We start from the raw sequence: 19,939 nt of genomic DNA, 5'->3' as shown, positions 1-19,939 counted from the left end.
ACTAAAAACTCAGGTAAAATCATTTTTATAAACTCAATATAGTTTTCCACGTTTATTATTTATCATTACAAAGATCTGTAGTTTTTAATTCACACACAACTTTTGAGATTGATCCAAAATAACTCTGAATTAGTGAGTAAAGCATACTAAAGTATGGTTTTGGAACTAATGAAAGAGATATGAAGTAGAATTGCTTTGCAGTATTTGGCTAATGCTTAATCTAGGTTCAAATATATCTTTCCAACATAACCATATCGCGCAATTGGATTCCATTTTCAATGATAGGTTCGTCATAGTTCTCTATAAAGAAATCTTTCTTAATCCCATACTTCACAAACTCATTTCTTTCATAAAACCTGATCTGATCAATACCGCAGTCTGCCGTGCCTACGACTAACCTTACATAGCCACAATCTTTAGCTATACGAACTATCTCTCCTATTAGTAACGTTCCTATTCCCTTCCCTTGTAATTCATCAGAGACAGCTATATTCTTTATCTCTAAAGTATCTTTATCAACCTTATAAAGACAAAATACTGCCAACTGCTCTCCGTCTTCTGTAAGTACATAAACATCACTCTTAAAGACATATTTATCTATAGCCTTTACAGTCTCGTCTGCTAATAACAATAATGGATAGGGTAATCTAGAGTCATCTGTAATCAACTCTATTTTATAATGAGGGTAAATGTGTTCTAATGACATAAGGTTATTCTTATCTACTAGCTAAAAATCATATTATTACTCACTTAAGTCTCTAAACAAATATAGTCTTTTCGAAGAAGATAATAACGCATAGATTATGCTAATGTCAATAAAGGAAAGGTGTAGAATAAATCAAGAAGAGCCTCTGTGCTGAAGAAAAATAAAGTCACCCCTATTAGGTAGCAGACTTAGATGGATAAACTAAAATAACCTACCATACTAGTTATTTTAGCCTTTGTCCCCACAATTACCATCTTTGTCTTTAGTGACTTTATAATATACAATGTAAATCAACTAAACATTGTATGCATCTTCATGTATTATAATAATTTTCATAACGCTTTTTAAAGCATAAGTATATGTTTCTAAGCATTTACTGAAGCAAATATAGTTTTCTATTTTTACATCTATTTCATCAGAATTCATACTTTAAGAAAGTATGAGTTTAAAACTTCATAAATGTTAAAATTTATTCAACTAAGTCACTAAAACCAATCTATTCTCTCCTAATTATAATACTTGTCCTGTTAACGTTTTTATCCTATTTTTACGCATCTAAGATAACTTAGTCATCATTATAGTACATTTTTCGATTAAAACTGTGTTCAGTATCTACATTTATAAGAGAGAAAGAAATATCAAACATCTTACTCTACAATAAATAAACCTATTAAAAAGAATGAAATATATCTATCTTAATCTCTTAATGCTTTTATTTCTTCTTGGTAGCTGCCAAAAAGAAAAACACAATAACGACCTAGTTGTTAATCAAAAGCTGATTGATAATATAGAAACCAACAATAGAACACTTTCTGAAAACAAACATACACTTGACTCTTTATTTAGCCTAATCAAGAGTAATAACTCCAACGGAGAACAACTCATACAGATAGCAGCTAAAGCATATAATCTTGAGCTTTATGATGAGTACCTTCTCTACTCTAAAGAAGCAAATCAAATAGCTGTAAGAAATAACGACTCTATATTAAATGCAAAATCACTATGGTATATAGGGGACTATTTTGACTATAAAATGAAACTTGATAGCGCCTATATCTATTATGATAAGGCTGACCAAATATATCAAACCTTAAACTCTGCTGATGACATTGCAAAAATGCAACAGTATAAATCTATTGTTCTATTTAGAGAGGGACTCTACATAGAAGCAGAAAACAAAGCATTAGACGCTCTTGCAACGTTAGACAACAAACCTAAAAACAGATTATTATACGAAATATACTTAAATCTGGGTAATATTCTTGACCTTAATCAACAGCCTAGCGAAGCTTTACTATACTATTCTGATGCAATTCATATCCTAGAAGAATTATACAAGAATAAGGTCATCTCTGACGATGAACTACAACTTTCTAAAGCTGGTTGTTATAACAATATTGGCAATTTATATTTAAATCAAAAATCCTATTTAAATGCTAAGACATATCTAAATTATGCAAATAACATACTAATAGATTTAAATATAAAACATGAGTTATATACCATTGTGCTAACCAATTTAGGTACATTAAATGTGAACCTCAATAACTTTAAAGACGCAGAAGAACTTCTAATAAAATCTCTAAAAATTAGCAAAGAAATGTCTTACAAACAGAGCTTGACTGCTAATAACTTTAGACTGGCTGAACTATCTATAAAGAAAAAAGATACATTAAAAGCAATTGAATATTATAAGTATACCTATAATATATCTAATGAAACACATGCCAATAACACCATTCTAAAAAGCTTAAAAGCATTAAGTATCACTGATCAGTCAGAATCACAGAAGTACATTAGTTTATACTATTCTTTTAATGATAGTATGAATAAACTTCAGATAAATAAACGAAACAAATTTGCTCGGATAAAATACGAAAGCGAAAAACTAGAACGAAACATAGTAAATTTAAAAAAAGAGAACTCTCAGCTACTTATATCTGCTGTTATAACAGTGCTAATAGCTATCCTAGCCTTATTTTTTATCTTTTATCGCAACAAGCTAAAAAGACTTCAATACATACAACAAGATCAAGAAAACAAAGAACTAATCTATAAATTATTCTTGGAACAAGAACAGTTATCACAAGAGGTACTTACTAAAGAACGCGATAGAATTAGTCAGGAACTACATGATGGAATTATCAATTCTTTGTTTATTATTCGCTTAAATCTATCTCATTCTGAAAATAGCACAGCTTCGACCTCTATTCTAAGTGAAATAGAGAAGGTTCAAGATCAAGTGCGATTAATCTCTCATGATTTAAAGAATCAAGAGTTTATCCAACAGGGATTTTCTGAAATAATGGCTCAATTAATTGAAAAGAACAATTCAGAACATCAGAAGTTTCAATTCATAATCTCAAAAAGCTACCATTGGGGTAATATCTCTTATGAAGACAAAATAAATATTTATAGAATTGTCCAAGAAGCAATTCAAAATGTTATAAAACACTCAAATGCAAGAAACTGCATTATTTCAATTTCTAAAATAGAGAATGGTAATAAAATAACCATAACAGATGATGGTATTGGATTTGATTATAAAACTTTAAAAAACAGCAATGGTCTAAAGAATATTAACAATAGAGCTAAACAACTAAAAGCAACTATTACAATTACCTCTACTAGCGATGGAACTATTATCATTCTAACTATTCCCACATAGTTAACTACCTACTCACTGAGATATAAAACTAAAAAAGAGGCTATAAACAAGCCTCTTTTTATAAAAATAATCGATGACAATGATCATTTTATATATACACGTGTAATCTGTGTGAACTAACTAATTCAGATGTATATATTATTTCTTTCCTTTATCTACGTATTTATCTATATTATCTGCACTCTCTAGCATCTCTTGACTAAAAGCTTTCACTTTTAAAGAGTCTTTTCCTTTACTAAATCCTTCTTCTTTTAAAGCGTCTGTAGCGTTTAATGGCTTACTATCTTTCTCTAAAGGATCTACACTACATGAATACATCATTAATCCTAGCACTGCTAAACATGCATAAATAATCTTTTTGTTCATTTTACTTTATTTTATAATCCTACTTATATACTTTTACAACATAAGCCCTAATTCAGCTTATCATTCACTAATTCCAAAAATACTAATGCGTATTTAAAATTACTGAATTGAAAAACTTTAAAAATGTTAATTTTTATAAATGAATACAACCTACCACTTCCTTATTGTTGATGACCACCCGATGATTATTAATGGCTATAAAGCTATTATCACAAGTAAATACCCAACCGCTATCTTTCATGAAGCGACTAACATCGAAGACGCTATATCATTATGTGATACTGTAAAAACTATAGATTTTTTATTACTTGACTATAACATTGGTAAGGCATATAACGGCTTAGAGAATGGGATAGACTTAGCGAAGCACTTGACAGGCAAATACTCTCCTTTAAAAACACTAATCATTACAGCACATGAAGAAATAACCATAGTCTATAATATCCATAAAAAAGTGAGACCTGATGCTCTGTTAATCAAATCAGACGTGAATGCTGAAGAATTAATATATGCTATAGAATGCACCCTAAAAGGGGATAGTTATAGATCTAATAAAGCACAGCAGGCATTAGTCTCAATGAACCAAAGAACTATCTTATTACAAGAAGATAACATACAGATATTAATGCTTCTAGATAAAGGATACAAAGTCCAAGAGATACCCTCGCTAATACACAAAAGCCTTAGTTCGGTACAGCGTAATATCGTTCTATTAAAAGAAGTATTTAATGTATCTGAAAATAACGGACTGCTAAGAGAAGCAAAAAAACAGGGGTTTATATAACCTACTAGATATAATAATCAACAGCACTACTAAGTTATTTTAACCCGGAATACGCGATAGACATATAAACGAAAAGTAATTATGTAAAAAGCTCTGAATTTATGAAAAAAGCATACTGTAGTATGATTTTAGCAGAAATGAAAGAGATATGAAGTAGAAATACTTTGCAGTATTTGGCTAGTGCTTAATCTGGGTTTAATACTAACTTTGCTCTAATAATAAGAATCTGATCTAAAGAAAATGAGTACACTATTTATAAAAAACATGGTATGTAACCGATGTATAATGGTTATAGAGAACGAATTATCTAAACTAAACATCGCCATAGAAAGTATCAAGTTAGGAGAAGTCACTCTGGAACAAGAATTGAATCCAAAGGATAGAGAGGCTCTTGAGGCTGCTTTAATTCCATTGGGTTTTGAAGTGATAGATAATAAGAAAAGTAGACTTATAGAGCAAATTAAGAATACTATCGTTGAGCTGGTGCATTATCAGAATAACGAATCTAAAAGTAACCTATCTGACTTACTAAGTGAAAAACTAAATCACGACTATAACTACCTATCTAACCTTTTTTCGGAGATAGAGGGTACTACTATAGAGAAGTACTTTATCGCTCAGAAGATAGAGAAGATAAAGGAACTTCTCGTTTATGACGAATTGTCTTTAAGCGAGATCGCCATCAGATTAAACTACTCAAGTGTAGCCTATCTAAGTAATCAGTTTAAGAAAGTAACCGGATTAACACCAAGTTACTTTAAGCAAATCAGAGAAGACAAAAGAAAGTCTTTAGATAAGGTGTAAGTAAATGTTACAAATCAATTCCTTAATTCCGTAATAGCTCTGTTTGATTTTGTTGCCAAATTTGTACTGTAATAAAAGCAATATAAATATGGCAACAAATAACAATAGAGAGATAGTTTATATTCCGTTAGAGGATGTAGATAGTGAGCACTGTGCCTTAATCGTAGAGAAAGGATTAGGACAGGTTAAAGGAGTTGAAAACCCTAAAGTAGAGATAAACAACAGAAGAGCAGCCATCAGTGTTGCTAATATCGAAACAGTAGGATTAGCTGTTAAGGTTGTTAAAGATATGGGATATGGTGTCCCTACGGTAAAGAACACTTTCCCTGTATTGGGGATGACTTGTGCCTCTTGTGCAGGTAGTGCAGAGAGCATTGTGAAGTTCGAAGCAGGTGTAGTAGATGCCTCTGTCAATTTTGCAACGGGTAATCTGACTGTAGAATATATTCCTAATATAACAGACGCCACTAAACTTCAAAAAGCAGTTCAGGCTGTAGGCTATGATTTATTGATAGTAGACGAAATGCTACAACAAGAATCATTAGAAGCTATTCACACCGAAAAATTCAAAAAACTTAAGAGTAAAACCATTTGGTCTGTACTATTATCACTACCTGTAGTGACGATAGGTATGTTCTTTATGGATATGCCGTATGGCAATGAGATTATGTGGTTATTCTCTACCCCTGTAGTACTGTGGTTTGGTAAAGACTTCTTTATCAATGCATGGAAACAAACCAAAAACCGCTCTGCTAATATGGATACCTTAGTAGCCTTGAGCACAGGTATAGCCTACTTATTCAGTGTGTTTAATATGCTGTTTATGGACTTTTGGCATCAGAGAGGACTACACGCACACGTGTACTTCGAAGCGGCGGCAGTGATTATAGCCTTTATCCTTTTAGGGAAATTATTAGAGGAAAAAGCAAAGGGAAATACGTCTTCTGCCATCAAAAAGTTAATGGGGTTACAACCCAAAACAGTTATGGTTATTCAGGCTGACGGAACAGAAAGACAAGTACCTATCGAAGAAGTAAATGTAGGTGATATTCTTTTAGTAAAGCCGGGTGAGAAGATCGCAGTAGATGGTATGGTTACGTCTGGTAGTTCGTATGTAGATGAGAGTATGCTAAGTGGAGAGCCTATACCTGTGCTTAAAAAAGAAGATGAGAAGGTGTTCGCAGGAACGATAAACCAAAAAGGAAGCTTCAAATTTAAAGCTATCAAGGTAGGTAAAGAAACGATGCTTGCTCAGATCATTAAGATGGTGCAAGATGCACAAGGTAGTAAAGCTCCTGTGCAAAAGTTAGTAGATAAGATAGCAGGTATATTTGTTCCTGTGGTTATTGGTATTGCTCTTGTCACTTTCGTTTTATGGATAATACTTGGCGGAGATAATGGCGTAGTACAGGGGTTATTAGCAGCAGTCACTGTATTAGTTATTGCATGTCCTTGTGCCCTTGGATTAGCTACTCCTACTGCGATTATGGTAGGTGTGGGTAAAGGTGCTGAGAACGGTATCCTTATTAAAGATGCTGAAAGTCTTGAATTAGCGAAGAAAGTTAATGCCATCGTTTTAGATAAAACAGGTACTATAACAGAAGGTCGACCTCAAGTAACAGGTGTCAAATGGCTAAACGATGAGGATGTAAGAAAAGATGTACTAATGAGCATCGAGAAACAATCAGAACATCCACTAGCAGAAGCTGTAGTCAAACATTTAAAAGGGGTAGCAATTACTTCTATATCGATGTTTGACAGTATTACAGGTAAGGGTGCTAAGGCTGATTATGATGCTAAAACATATTACGTTGGTAATAAAAAGTTACTCTTAGAGAACAATATTACAATAGCGGATCAACTACAAGAACAAGCAAATCAATGGGGTAAACAATCTCGAACCGTTATCTGGTTTGCGGATAATACACAGGCACTTGCCGTAATCGCTATATCTGATAAAATTAAAGAGACATCAGTTCAGGCAATTAAAGAAATGCAAACGATGGGTATCGAGTTGTATATGCTTACTGGAGATAACGAAGCTACGGCTAAGGCTATCGCAGAGCAGACAGGTATCTTACATTATAAGGCAGAGGTACTTCCTCAACACAAAGCTGACTTCGTAAAAGAATTACAACAGCAAGGGAAAGTGGTAGCGATGGTTGGTGATGGTATTAATGACAGTACCGCTTTAGCTACAGCAGATGTAAGTATAGCGATGGGTAAAGGTAGTGATATCGCCATGGATGTGGCTAAGATGACTATTATCTCTTCTGATCTTACTAAAATACCTCAGGCTATCAGACTGTCTAAACAAACAGTGGCAACAATAAAACAAAACCTATTCTGGGCATTTATCTATAACCTAATCGGTATTCCGTTAGCAGCAGGTATCCTATACCCTATTAATGGTTTCTTATTAAACCCTATGATAGCAGGTGCAGCTATGGCGCTAAGTAGCGTAAGTGTAGTCAGCAACAGCTTACGCTTAAAATGGAAGAAATAATACCTTAAATCTGCAGATAACATTTAAACGAGAATGAATTATACAAAACAGAGCGAAATTAGTGATTAAAGCACACTGTAGTGTGGTTTTAGAGCTAATTGAAGCTATATAAAGTAGAATTTATTCGCAGTAAATGGTGGTTGCAGATTTAAGGTAATAGTTTAAAACAATATAAAGATGAAAACAAACAACTGGATAGTAATGCTAATCGCCTTAATGGGGCTATTGATTACTTCTTGCGCAAACAAGAATGATGCACCTAAAGAAGTACACGATCATAAAGAGCATACTGTGGATGTAGCTAACACCACTAATGGAGATCAAGTAAATAAATACGAGAATGAGTTAGGACAGGCGCTAGATGCGAATGGTCACTTAATCACTGGATGCCCTATACATAAAGAAATGATCGGTGTAGAAGGTGATGAATGCCCTAAGTGTGATTATATGAAGATGTTACCGATCACTTGGTCTCTACAAGGAATAGACACGGTAAGAGTTAAAACTCTTCCTGATTATCACCCTTCAACAGCTAAATTATAAAACCACAAATATTGCTTATTACTTTTTTGAATACCTGAAAGATAGTGTGCTCTATGAGTATAGAGCAGCTATTTTTCTAATTCGATCGTAAATCAGTAAATGTTATAACTCTATTAGGTAATAGTCTAATAGTAAACTGCCTAATAATGTAGAAATTTGAATTATAAAATTAAACAATATGAAAAACATAGAATTAAGCATTCCTTCAATGCAAAGTGCACACTGCCAAACAAGAGTTAGTGATGCTGTTAAAGATATTAATGGCTTAACAATGGCCAAAACAGAAGCTGGTATGATCACCTTCTCTGTCGAAAATGAAGAAGCAGAAACAATGGCTATTACAGCGATCGAAAAAGCAGGTTATAAAATAGATCAACCATCTGACTGTGCTACAGGATGCTGTGGTAACTAAATAAGAACTATAATATCAGGGATAAGTATATCATTTGTTTGGTGTATTTTATCCCTTTTGTTTTTTATAATAAATAGTCAAAGTATACCTTTGGCTCTAATAATTACAAATGAAGAAATACCACTGGAATACACATAAGATCGTTCAAGAAACAGAAGATACCATCAGTATATACTTTGATACCAATACAGAAGTATTCCCTTTTATATCTGGGCAATTTATCAATATTAATTGCCTAATTGATTCAGTGTCTACTATCAGGTCGTACTCTTTAAGTTCAAGCCCAACAGATCAATATCCTTGTGTAACAGTAAAGCGTGTCGAGGGCGGACTAATGAGTAATTATCTTGTAGATAACGCAGCATCTATTACAGAATGGGATATCCAAGGCCCTTTTGGCAATTTTGTGTTAGACAAAGAGATTAGTGAGCAGTTCCCTATTGTTTTATTAGGTGGAGGTAGTGGTATTTCGCCACTGCTATCGATGTTAGAAAGCATCACTACGAATGTAAATGTCCCTTTGCTTCTATATAGTAATAAGTCACCTGAACAAACCATTTTTAGAGAGGCCTTACTTGATAAAGAAACAAAAGGAGAACTAACAGCACACTACTCCTTTACAAACCAAGAGGTTAATACCACACAGCCAAATCATATTGCAGGTAGATTCTCTATAGAGAGCATACAGGCTATAATTAAGCAATATACCCCTTTATACATTGAGGCACACTACTATATCTGTGGTCCTACTGGGCTAATGAATCTCTATCAGGAAGCGCTAAGTAGTTTAAATATAGCTGAAAAGAACATACATGCTGAGTTTTTTGATATTGAGACTCAAGAAGAGATTAGTATAGTAGGTAATGATGTATCAAGAGATATCTTCGTTCACTATTTTGAAGATACCCTTGTTAATGATGATGTACAGACGTATGAATGTACAGCTATGGTAGAAGTCAAAAGCAATCAATCTCTATTAGAAGCCATTAAAGAACACAAAATAAGTGTACCGAGCTCTTGTAAGAATGGAACTTGTGGAGCTTGTTGGGCAATTAAAATGGATGGTGAAGTACATATGATTAGTAATCGCGTACTGACTGAATCTAATATAACAGAGGGAATAATCCTTCTCTGCCAAAGTTACCCAATGGATGAAGATGTGACTATTAGTCTATTAGGATAGCCTAATAGTCCATTTAGTTATGGTTATATCCTACTTCTTAAACTCAGATTATATGATAGACCTCTAATCTGGGTTTAAGTATAACCTCAAATCTGCAACTACCGATTACTACGAATTAATTCTACTTTACATAGCTTCGATTAGCTCTAAAACCACACTACAGTGTGCTTTAATCCTTTAGATTTGTAAAGAGAGAATATGATAATTTTGTAGAGAATAAATAAAACAACCTAATCAGCAAGATGTACCAATTTAATCACAAAGCATAATGGCTTATAATTAGAAAAGGATCTTGTTGATTTTACTAAAAAGTATCAGACTAGTAATTAAGACGTCGAGGTCTAGTATCAAGGTTTAGATAATCCTTTAGTAATAGGTTGCTTTAAATAATTATCATATGGACAAATTTACACAATTTATTGGGATAGACATTTCCAAAGAGTATTTTGATGCAGCTATTTATATAGATGCTAATTCTTATAAACACAATCAGTTTGACAACACTAAGAAGGGAGTTAATCAATTTATTAAGTGGATGAAAAACGAAGGATGTTGTGTAGAGGAAACATTGATATGTATGGAACATACAGGTATTTATAAAAATATTTTAGTAGATGTTTTACTTTCAAAAAATTGCAATCTATGGGTGGAAATGGCTTATAGAATAATAAAAAGTAGTGGAATACAAAGGGGAAAGAATGACAAAGTAGATTCTACAAGAATAGCATTGTATGCTAAAAAAAATCAAGAAGAAGCAAAATTATTTAAGGCTTCAAAGGATGTATTGGATAAGATTCAAGTTCTATTGGGACAACGAGATATGAATATAGCTCATAAGACAGCTATGGAAGTAAGAACCAAAGAACTCAAGGGATTTAATGATGAACTGTATAAGGTATTATCTAAAAATGATAAGGCTATTCTCAAGGCATTAGAGAACGCTATAAAGGCGATTGAGAAACAGTTAAATACTCTTATTAGAGAGAATCAAGAGGTATCTGAGATATTCGATTGTGTGACTTCTGTAAGAGGTGTTGGAGATGTTACAGCAATGTTTCTAATATGCTATACCAATGCGTTTACATCATTTGAAACATCAAGACAACTGGCATCTTATTGTGGCGTCGTACCTTTTGAATACACTTCTGGTAAAAGTATAAGAGGAAAACCAAGAGTTCATTTTATGGCCAATAAAAAGCTTAAAAAACTTTTACATATGTGCGCATTATCAAGTGTTAAACATGATCCTGAGATGAAAGCCTATTATGAGAGAAAAGTTGCAGAAGGAAAGCACAAAATGCTTGTATTAAACAATGTTAGAAATAAGCTTGTAGAACGTATATGCGCTTGTGTTAGGGATAAAAAAGCTTATGAAGTACGTCAAGTAGCATAAGTCTTATACTGTAAATTATAAACAAAATAGAGGATAATATTGATATTACCCTCAGGTTAAACATGCCTTATTTTATTGAATTATTCTCAAAAATAAGGAATGAAATATATTAATAATCATTTGCTTTTATCATAGTAATCTAATCTTACTCTGTTTTGTACAATTCATTCGCGTTTAAACATTATCTGCAGATTTAAGGTATAAAACTTAGTAAATACAGTCCATTTATTTTAGTTGACTATATCGCTAAATATCTATTTAAATGTGTAACTTGCAGTCGTTAAACGTTTCTATTCTATTAGAAATCAATGATCCTATCTCTTAAGGATTATACTTATTCTACCCTACCCAAATCCAAAACCACCTTGTTAGTAGCATCTTTTAGAGTTGTTTCTATCTCCATTTATATGAATGTATACTAACTGCATCGTGAGAGCATAGTGACTCCATTAAAACAGCCTTTTTAATGGAGTCACTATGGACTCATAATGGACTCACTATGGACTCACTCAAACCAAGACTGCATAAAAGTCCCTATTCTAGCCTACTAACAAATGATATGATTATTTTTAAATATTGACCTAGAAGAATGGTCTGAAAAATTCCAATAAAATTGATATTCATTGCTTTGCAAAGATAAACATTAAAACGATATGATTTTACTACACCCTTGATTATTCTAAATAAACACGGTCTCAATAGCTTGATATTGCCCAATTCGAAAACTTAGAATATCATAAATTAATTAAGGAATAGTGTAATATGCTAACCTAATTATAAAACAATCTTTGCTGCCTAATACTAATTATCCCTAACCCAATGAAAATATTAATAAAAGGAATGGTTTGCGATAGGTGTATTTACGTTCTGTTACAAGAGTTTTTAAAATTGGATATTGAAGTTACTGATATTCGCTTAGGAGAAGTAACCTTAAATGATAATAAGAAGATACCTATAGATGAAAAAGCTATTAAGGAAATGCTAGATAACAATGGCTTTGAATTGTTATACAATAAAGATCAAAAAACAATAGAGAAGATTAAAACCATTGTGATTAGCAGTATTCAAGCGCGTATCGACACAGGTGAGTCTACGAAATTATCAGCCCTTATAAGTAAAGAATTACACAGAGACTATGATTCATTAAGCTCTCTCTTTTCGTCCTTAGAAGGCTCTACTTTAGAGCAATTTATTATTTCTAAAAAGATTGAAAAGATCAAGGAGTTTCTTGTCTATAGTGACTTGTCTTTATCCGAAATAGCGTACGCATTAGGCTATAGTAGCTCGGCATACTTATCTAGCCAACTTAAAAAACACACAGGCTTTACTCCTTCTCATTATCAAAAGATCAGACAGGATAAGATCGAACTTATTAACCGATCAGCAAATAATAAATAATTGTCTTTTTTCTAAAAATCAACCTACCCCTTATCTCACTTTAGAGATAAGGGGTTTATTCTTTAAACTATAAATTTTAGCAAAATTAACAACGTTGTAGAAGTGTAAATTGTGTAATTCTTATCGGTAATTCTATATAATATGAGATACTACTCCCCTGTACTTTTGTCTTTGAAATTTAATACAGTATTAATAATTAAAGAGAAGATTATGTTATATAAATCTACAATATTCAAAATAGGATTGCTAATTCCCTTATTGAGCATTTTATTGCTTGCTTGTGAGAATAAATCAGAAACAGGAACAGAAGAGAAAGCAACTGATAATGCTGCAACAAGTAAACTGCCTGTTGATATCATTACAGCCCAAGAACAAACGTTGATTCAAGAAGAGGCAGTAGTAGGTACAATGGTTGCCAACAGAGAAGTCTCTATCGTAAGTGAATTACCACAAAAGATCACTCATATCGCATTTAAAGACGGGAGTTATGTTCAGAAAGGAGCTTTACTATACCAATTAAATGATGCGGATATTAAATCCCGTCTAAAACAAGTAGGTGCCGAATTAGAATTAGCTCGTGTAAATAAAACAAGAATGAGCAATTTATTACAGTCCGAAACAGTGAGACAACAAGAGTATGACGAAGTCTTAATGCGTTTTCGCTCTTTAGAGGCACAACAAGAATTGCTATATGTCGAGTTAGAAAAAACACGTGTTAGAGCACCTTTTGCAGGGAAGATAGGTATTTCGAAAGTCCACTTAGGAGCTTATGTAGTACCCGGAGAGCCTTTAGTGATATTACAAGATCTAAGTAGCATCAAAGTTAATTTTACTATCCCAGAGAAGTATTCTTCACTGATACAAATGGGTAAACAAGTACGATTCGCTACTGAAGTGACTGATAAAGAGTATACAGCTAAGATCTACGCTATCGAGCCAGGATTAGATGCTCAAGGAAGAAGTTTATTAGTACAAGCACTAACTCCTAATACAAATGACCAATTCAGAGCTGGACTATCGGCTAAAGTCTACGTTAGCGTTGCTGATCAAGCAGACAAAGGAATCTTAGTACCCACTGAAGCTTTAATGCCTGCAGAAAAAGGTTACTCTGTATTCATCATTAAAAATGGAGTTGCAAAAGCAATGCCTGTCGCTATTAGTAATAGAACAGAGAAAGACGCTATTATCACATCAGGCCTTGTCACAGGTGATCAAATCATTATTTCAAATATGCTGCGCTTAGGAGATGGAACTCCTGTAGAAGCTGTTGTGGCCAAATAATCAAAATACAAAATTACATTATGAGTATATCATCATTAAGTATAAAGAAACCGGTATTAGCCGGGGTGTTCTCCCTCTTAATTGTTCTGTTAGGAATAGTGGGATGGAAACAATTAGGGATTAGAGAATTCCCGTTAACAGAACCACCAGTTATCTCAGTGGTAACCTTTTACCCAGGTGCAAGCCCAGATGTTATCGCATCTAAGATCACTAAACCAATGGAAGAATCCATAGCTGAAGCTAATGGAATACGCACTATTTCTTCTGAATCAAGAGAGCAAGTAAGTGTTATTTCGATTGAGTTTAACCGAGAGATGAACATCGAAGACGCACTAAACGATGTGAGAGATAAAGTGGCTAAGTCAAAAAAACAACTTCCTGCGGATGTGGATCCACCTATTGTACAGAAGGCTTCCTCACCTGATAACTTAGTTGCTTTCTTAGAAGTAGAGAGCGATACGAAAGACATTAAGGAAGTGAGTCACTTAGCCTCTACTACGATAAAAGATAGAATACAATCTATCCCGGGTATTAGCAATGTATCGATAGTAGGAGAACATAAGTATGCGATGCGACTTCGCTTTAAACCCGATAAACTTGCTGCGTACCAACTGACACCTGAAGATATCCGTCAAGCACTACAACGCGAGAACATTGACTTGCCTGCTGGTCGAATAGAAGGTACTAACAGCGAATTAAGTATTCGTACTATGGGGCGCTTAACTACGGCTAATGACTTTGAACAAATGATCATTAAGCAAGTAGATAATACCACTATTCGATTAAAAGACATCGGTTCTGCCGAATTAGGAGAAGTAAATGAACGCACAGCTATCATTAACCAAACGGGTAATCTAAACCGCATAGGTGTGGGAGTAGCTATACAAATACAACGTGGAGCCAATGCCATAGAGGTCGTAGACGAGTTCTACAGACGATTAGACAAATTAAAAGCGGATATACCATCAGAATACAGATTAATCGTAGGGTTTGACTTTACGCGTTCAGTTCGCGATTCGATAGCAGAAGTAGAAGAAACACTGTTTATCGCTTTTGGTTTAGTGGTTCTTATTATCTTTTTATTCCTAAGAGATTGGCGATCTACACTTATACCTGTGATAGCGATACCTGTGTCTATTCTATCAGCCTTCTTTATTATGTATATCGCTGATTTTTCTATTAATATCTTGACCCTTTTAGGATTGGTATTATCTATAGGATTAGTGGTCGATGACGCCATCGTAGTTCTAGAGAATATCTATAAAAAAATAGAAGAGGGAATGACTCCTATACAGGCTGCGTTTAAAGGGTCTAAGGAAATATACTTTGCGGTAATTTCTACGACTATTACGTTAGCAGCTGTGTTCCTACCTATTGTATTTATGGGGGGTATCAGCGGGCAGTTATTTATGGAGTTTGCCGTAGTCGTATCGGGATCTGTATTGGTCTCAGCCTTCGTAGCCTTGACGCTAACGCCGATGTTAAGTGCTTATTTCTTAAAGAAAAATGAGCAACCCAATTGGTTTTATCGTGTAACAGAGCCTTTTTTCGTTCGCCTTAATAATGGTTATGCTCATTTGCTAATTGCGTTTATGAAAGTTAGATGGTTAGCTTGGGTATTCTTAGCAGGGACAACGTTGTTAATTTACTTTATAGGAAAACAACTGCCTTCTGAGTTGGCGCCAATAGAAGATAGATCTAATATGAGTCTAATCGCTGTTGCACCAGAGGGTGTCTCTTTCGATTATATGAAAAAACATATGAATGAAGTTGGAAACTATGTAAACGATTCTACTGATGGGTTATACCAAACCTATTCTATGGTAGCGATCTCGTTTATCCCTGCTCCAGCACCAGTAAATGTGGCGGTACAAAGTATTTATCTTAAAGATCCTAAAGACAGAAAATCAAGTATTCAAGATCTATATAACCAGTACGGAGCGGCATCTGGACAGTTTAGAGGCTTCTTATTATTTCCTTACCTCCCTCCTACTATTGGAAGTCGATATGGAGGTGGAATGCCAATACAATATGTGTTGCAAACAGAAAACTTAGAGAGCTTGACTACTGTCTTGCCTAAGTTCTTAGCAGCTGCACGTCAAAGTAAGAAGTTGTTATTTATAGATTCTGATTTAAAAATAAACAAGCCCGAACTAAAAATAAACATTGACAGACAGAAGGCTGCGCTAATGGGCGTGTCTATGGAAGAAGTGGCACATACTCTACAACTCTCATTCTCAGGACAACGCTATGGATATTACCTACGCAACGACCGCCAGTATGAAGTAATCGGGCAGCTAGACCGCGAATATCGAAATGACAATAACGACCTAAGTGCTATCTATGTACGCTCATTAAATGGACAGATGATCCCACTGAGTAACTTAATTACAACAGAAGAAGCAGTGAGTCCTGCGGCTATCTATCGATATGACCAGTATACATCGGCTACTATCTCTGCAGCTATGGCTCCAGGAGTGAGCTTAGCAGAAGGAATAGACGAAATAGAAAGAATAAAACAAGAGGTATTAGGTGATAGCTTTAAAACTTCGTTAGCAGGACAGTCTCGTGATTATGCAGAGAGCCAAGGTAATATCACGTTTACACTTATCCTTGCTTTGTTATTAATCTATATGATTTTAGCAGCGCAGTTTGGAAGTTTACGCGATCCATTAACGATTATGTTAACTGTACCTATGGCTGTGGCAGGAGCTATCTTAAGTCTCTACGGTTTTGATCAGAGTCTAAATGTATTTAGTCAGATCGGTATTATCACCTTAGTAGGGCTAATTACCAAGAACGGGATATTGATCGTTGAGTTTGCCAACAGTTTAAAAGAAAGTGGACTATCTAAGTACGATGCCGCGATACAAGCAGCGGTACAGCGCTTTCGCCCTATTCTGATGACATCATTGGCGATGATATTTGGTGCATTACCTATTGCGTTAACAGCGAATAGTCGTCAGTCATTGGGAATTGTAATAGCAGGAGGTCTTGTATTCTCAGGTATACTTACCCTATTTATTATTCCAGCAGTGTACTCTTATTTATCAAGTAAGAAAAGTGAAAAAGCAATAGTGGAAGAAGATTCTGAAGATGCCAATAGTCAAGTCGCTTAACTAGTAATGAAAACAAAAATGAAACGAAATATAGTATATATCGCTACAGCCTTAACACTTCTAAGTAGTGTTAATGGGCTGTATGCACAGAAGAACAAGCTTACCCTTAGCGATGCCTTAGAAATGGCTAAAGAGGGAAATAAAACATTGCAAATGAAGATATTAGAAGAGATAAACACCAAAGAGATTACTAAAGAAACAAAGAATGGTTTTTTGCCAACTATCTCAGCTAATGCGGGATATTCTTATTACATCAATAGGCAGGTTATCTTCTTACCAGGTTCTTTTGCTGGCTCTACTAAACCAGTACAAGACATCACTGTTGGTGGAAAAAACGTTTATAATGCTTATGTATCCTTATACCAACCTATTATAGCGCCTAATAAGCTACAACAGGTCAAAATAGCAAAGCTCAATGAACAATTAGAAAGCGAAAAAACAGCTGATCTAAGTAGCCGTGTTGCTTATAATGTATCTCTTCACTATTTAGATATGCTAATGATGAATCGTCAGTTAGATCTATTAGAGGAAAGTCTTCAACGTAACAAAAGAGCGCTAAAAGACTCCCGATCGCTATATGAGCAAGGTAGAGGACTAAAGTCTGACACCCTGCGTAGCTCTATAGCTGTAAGCAATTTAAAATCTTCTGTATCTTATTTGAAAAGCACAATCGACGTATCTGCCATAGAGTTAAAAAGACTAATAGGTACTGATGACTTAGGTGAAATAGAATTAACAGATAACCTTGACCTCGGTGAGAAAAGCAATGTGAATGATTTATATCAAATCGACGAAGCTATAGAAATAGCGCAGAAGAATAGAAAAGAGCTGATTATACAACAACTGTCTATTAATCTGCAAGAAAAAAAGACTAAAATAATCCAAGCAGAACAATTGCCACAGCTCTCATTAGTAGGTCAATATCAAGTACAAGCACAGGAAGACAATATGGACTTTGGACAGTATGTATTACCCCGAACTTCTTATTTAGGTGTGCAACTGACAGTGCCTGTGTTTAGTGGTAATCGTATAAAATCACAAATCAACCAGTCAAAAATAAAGACACAACAAGAAAAAATACGATTAGATGATCTAAATGAAAAAGTAAAAACAGAGCTATCAACTATTCTGAATAAACAGACAGAAGGCTATGCACAACTACAAATACAACAAAACACAGTAGAATTAGCAGCACTAAATCAACAGATGATAGAGGATCGTTTTAAAAATGGATTGGGTTCAAGACTGGAATTAACAGATGCTGAACTTGCGTTGACACAAGCTAAAATAAGCTATCTAAATGCAATTTACAACTTGCGTATACTTGATTTAGAACTGCGCTTTGCATTAGGACTAATCAGTCTGTAACAGTGTATAAACAGCGTGAGAACATATATCTCCCGCTGTTTACTTTACGAATAACAAAACCTCTTAATCAGTAAATCTTGCAAATCATATAGGGAATACTGTAAAAGGATTAACGGGAATTTTGAGGAGATTTGCTCTATCAAATAATACTTAAAACAAGAATCAAATGGAAAATAAGAACCTTCAGTTCAAAACGAACTTAAATTGCTCAAGCTGTGTATCAAAAGTAACAGCTGATCTAGATAGCGCACAGGGAATTAACAACTGGAATGTAGATACTACTAATAGTGATAAAATACTTACTGTAGCATCTGAGGGAATCACAGAACAAGAAGTAATAGAAATCATTCAGAAAAAAGGATTTAAAGCAGAACTGTACTTCCTTTAGACATTGCATCGATTAAATATTGAAAGCTCTAACACTACTAATACGGTCTTTAAAAAGAGAGGTTAATGCAACTGAAAAGTATAGGTAAGTCAAGACACTTACTTGCAAATAGTAGCTTATTTATTCTTAAGACTTATTTTGATGGCAATTCACAAGAATTAAAATCTGCTACTATTAAAGATAATACTGATAAAATGAAGCTTATCTTTTAGAGACTTCTTATGAGTAGTTTATAGAGAAAACGAACAGCCTATAGCATATGTTATAGGCTGTTTGCGTATATAACATTTAGGTTAACTAAGCTTTTTAATTAGTCCCCAACTTTTGACTGTGATGGCATATTGGCACATAAGAGATTATAAGGCGTGATTTGGCCCTCTATCTATTCTAGTGTGATATCACTAAATGCTGATACACTACTCTAAAACTTAATGTTCATCTGGGTTTACTAAATACGAAGATTAATTTGACACCACTCCTAATCAAATACACACTGCGTTAATCTTAGTAATGTTGTTTTTGAAACGCTTCTTTTGGCATAAATTAAAAGAAGATCTGCTGATTTCTTAGATATAAAAAGACAAAATAATTTGATTGGGTATGAGTATTCGCAAGGGATAGCGGGCAAATCACCATTGTCAAGAATATTTTATTAAAAAAGACACATTCTTATTCATCTCATTTATAATTGGATAGGAATACTTATGAAAAAAATATAAAAAATACAGATATTTTATCTTTGTAAAACTTGCACATAACAAAAAGTCGTGGTATGTTTGCACCGCATTAGAGAAGTAATTATCTAAGCAACGGAGAGGTGCCGGAGTGGTAACGGAGCAGATTGCTAATCTGTCATCGGGTAACCGATGCCAGGGTTCGAGTCCCTGTCTCTCCGCTAAGTTTTTCGGGGTGTAGCGTAGCCCGGTCATCGCGCCTGCTTTGGGAGCAGGAGGTCGCAGGTTCGAATCCTGCCACCCCGACGAAAAAACTTAGTGTATTGAAATAAATAGATGACCTTAA

16 protein-coding genes and 2 tRNA genes are annotated in these 19,939 nt (G+C 34.2%); 16 read left to right on the top strand and 2 right to left on the bottom strand.

All coding sequences use genetic code 11. The annotated features are described in order from the left end of the window. Nucleotides 1-226: 226 nt before the first annotated feature. On the bottom strand, nucleotides 227-706 hold the full coding sequence (locus CF599_RS18015) for a GNAT family N-acetyltransferase (RefSeq protein ID WP_121967336.1): 480 nt from the start codon (nucleotides 704-706) through the stop codon (nucleotides 227-229). 679 nt (nucleotides 707-1,385) lie between these two features. On the opposite strand from CF599_RS18015, the gene CF599_RS18010 reads away from it, so the two are divergent. Next, nucleotides 1,386-3,374: a tetratricopeptide repeat-containing sensor histidine kinase gene (locus CF599_RS18010; protein ID WP_121967335.1), complete on the top strand. Its 1,989-nt coding sequence runs from the start codon at nucleotides 1,386-1,388 to the stop codon at nucleotides 3,372-3,374. A 138-nt stretch (nucleotides 3,375-3,512) separates the two neighbouring features. Here the strand turns inward: CF599_RS18010 and CF599_RS18005 are convergent, their stop codons facing one another. Next, the gene (locus tag CF599_RS18005; RefSeq protein ID WP_121967334.1) at nucleotides 3,513-3,740 is read right to left on the bottom strand and encodes a hypothetical protein; all 228 of its coding nucleotides are present in this window, start codon (nucleotides 3,738-3,740) and stop codon (nucleotides 3,513-3,515) included. 139 nt (nucleotides 3,741-3,879) lie between these two features. Between CF599_RS18005 and CF599_RS18000 the strand changes: the two genes are divergently transcribed. From CF599_RS18000 to CF599_RS17935, 15 genes are all read left to right on the top strand, one after another. Then, nucleotides 3,880-4,524 carry a response regulator gene (locus CF599_RS18000; RefSeq protein WP_121967333.1) on the top strand — a complete coding sequence of 215 codons (645 nt, stop codon included), beginning with the start codon at nucleotides 3,880-3,882 and terminating at the stop codon, nucleotides 4,522-4,524. A gap of 240 nt (nucleotides 4,525-4,764) precedes the next feature. Continuing rightward, nucleotides 4,765-5,328 (top strand): AraC family transcriptional regulator, encoded by a 564-nt coding sequence (locus tag CF599_RS17995; RefSeq protein WP_121967332.1) that lies wholly within the window; start codon nucleotides 4,765-4,767, stop codon nucleotides 5,326-5,328. 88 nt (nucleotides 5,329-5,416) lie between these two features. Then, nucleotides 5,417-7,834, top strand: a complete 2,418-nt coding sequence (locus CF599_RS17990; protein WP_121967331.1) for a heavy metal translocating P-type ATPase — start codon at nucleotides 5,417-5,419, stop codon at nucleotides 7,832-7,834. A 177-nt stretch (nucleotides 7,835-8,011) separates the two neighbouring features. Beyond that, a complete protein-coding gene (locus CF599_RS17985) occupies nucleotides 8,012-8,377 on the top strand; it encodes a hypothetical protein (protein ID WP_121967330.1) in 366 nt (121 codons plus the stop codon). 178 nt (nucleotides 8,378-8,555) lie between these two features. Beyond that, entirely contained in the window at nucleotides 8,556-8,789 is a 234-nt protein-coding gene (locus tag CF599_RS17980) for a heavy-metal-associated domain-containing protein (RefSeq protein WP_121967329.1), read from the top strand. A gap of 109 nt (nucleotides 8,790-8,898) precedes the next feature. After that, on the top strand, nucleotides 8,899-9,972 hold the full coding sequence (locus tag CF599_RS17975; RefSeq protein ID WP_121967328.1) for an iron-sulfur cluster-binding domain-containing protein: 1,074 nt from the start codon (nucleotides 8,899-8,901) through the stop codon (nucleotides 9,970-9,972). Nucleotides 9,973-10,369: 397 nt separating this feature from the next. Continuing rightward, entirely contained in the window at nucleotides 10,370-11,365 is a 996-nt protein-coding gene (locus CF599_RS17970) for an IS110 family transposase (RefSeq protein WP_121967327.1), read from the top strand. An 819-nt stretch (nucleotides 11,366-12,184) separates the two neighbouring features. Next, entirely contained in the window at nucleotides 12,185-12,763 is a 579-nt protein-coding gene (locus CF599_RS17965) for an AraC family transcriptional regulator (RefSeq protein WP_121967326.1), read from the top strand. A gap of 210 nt (nucleotides 12,764-12,973) precedes the next feature. Further along, nucleotides 12,974-14,044: an efflux RND transporter periplasmic adaptor subunit gene (locus CF599_RS17960; RefSeq protein WP_121967337.1), complete on the top strand. Its 1,071-nt coding sequence runs from the start codon at nucleotides 12,974-12,976 to the stop codon at nucleotides 14,042-14,044. Between the two features lie 20 nt (nucleotides 14,045-14,064). Further along, nucleotides 14,065-17,163: an efflux RND transporter permease subunit gene (locus tag CF599_RS17955; protein WP_121967325.1), complete on the top strand. Its 3,099-nt coding sequence runs from the start codon at nucleotides 14,065-14,067 to the stop codon at nucleotides 17,161-17,163. Nucleotides 17,164-17,181: 18 nt separating this feature from the next. Then, nucleotides 17,182-18,531, top strand: coding sequence for a TolC family protein (locus CF599_RS17950; protein ID WP_121967324.1), 1,350 nt, complete (start codon nucleotides 17,182-17,184; stop codon nucleotides 18,529-18,531). A gap of 166 nt (nucleotides 18,532-18,697) precedes the next feature. Next, nucleotides 18,698-18,919 (top strand): heavy-metal-associated domain-containing protein, encoded by a 222-nt coding sequence (locus CF599_RS17945; RefSeq protein ID WP_121967323.1) that lies wholly within the window; start codon nucleotides 18,698-18,700, stop codon nucleotides 18,917-18,919. A gap of 65 nt (nucleotides 18,920-18,984) precedes the next feature. Continuing rightward, nucleotides 18,985-19,131 carry a hypothetical protein gene (locus tag CF599_RS19585; protein ID WP_158221795.1) on the top strand — a complete coding sequence of 49 codons (147 nt, stop codon included), beginning with the start codon at nucleotides 18,985-18,987 and terminating at the stop codon, nucleotides 19,129-19,131. Between the two features lie 599 nt (nucleotides 19,132-19,730). Continuing rightward, nucleotides 19,731-19,814 (top strand) — tRNA-Ser (locus CF599_RS17940). Between the two features lie 10 nt (nucleotides 19,815-19,824). Then, nucleotides 19,825-19,899 (top strand) — tRNA-Pro (locus tag CF599_RS17935). Nucleotides 19,900-19,939: the final 40 nt, after the last annotated feature.

This window comes from Myroides sp. N17-2 (assembly GCF_002286775.1).
GTDB lineage: Bacteria > Bacteroidota > Bacteroidia > Flavobacteriales > Flavobacteriaceae > Flavobacterium.
Note: the sequence above shows the minus strand (reverse complement) of the source record. Positions and strands in the feature narration are given on the sequence as shown.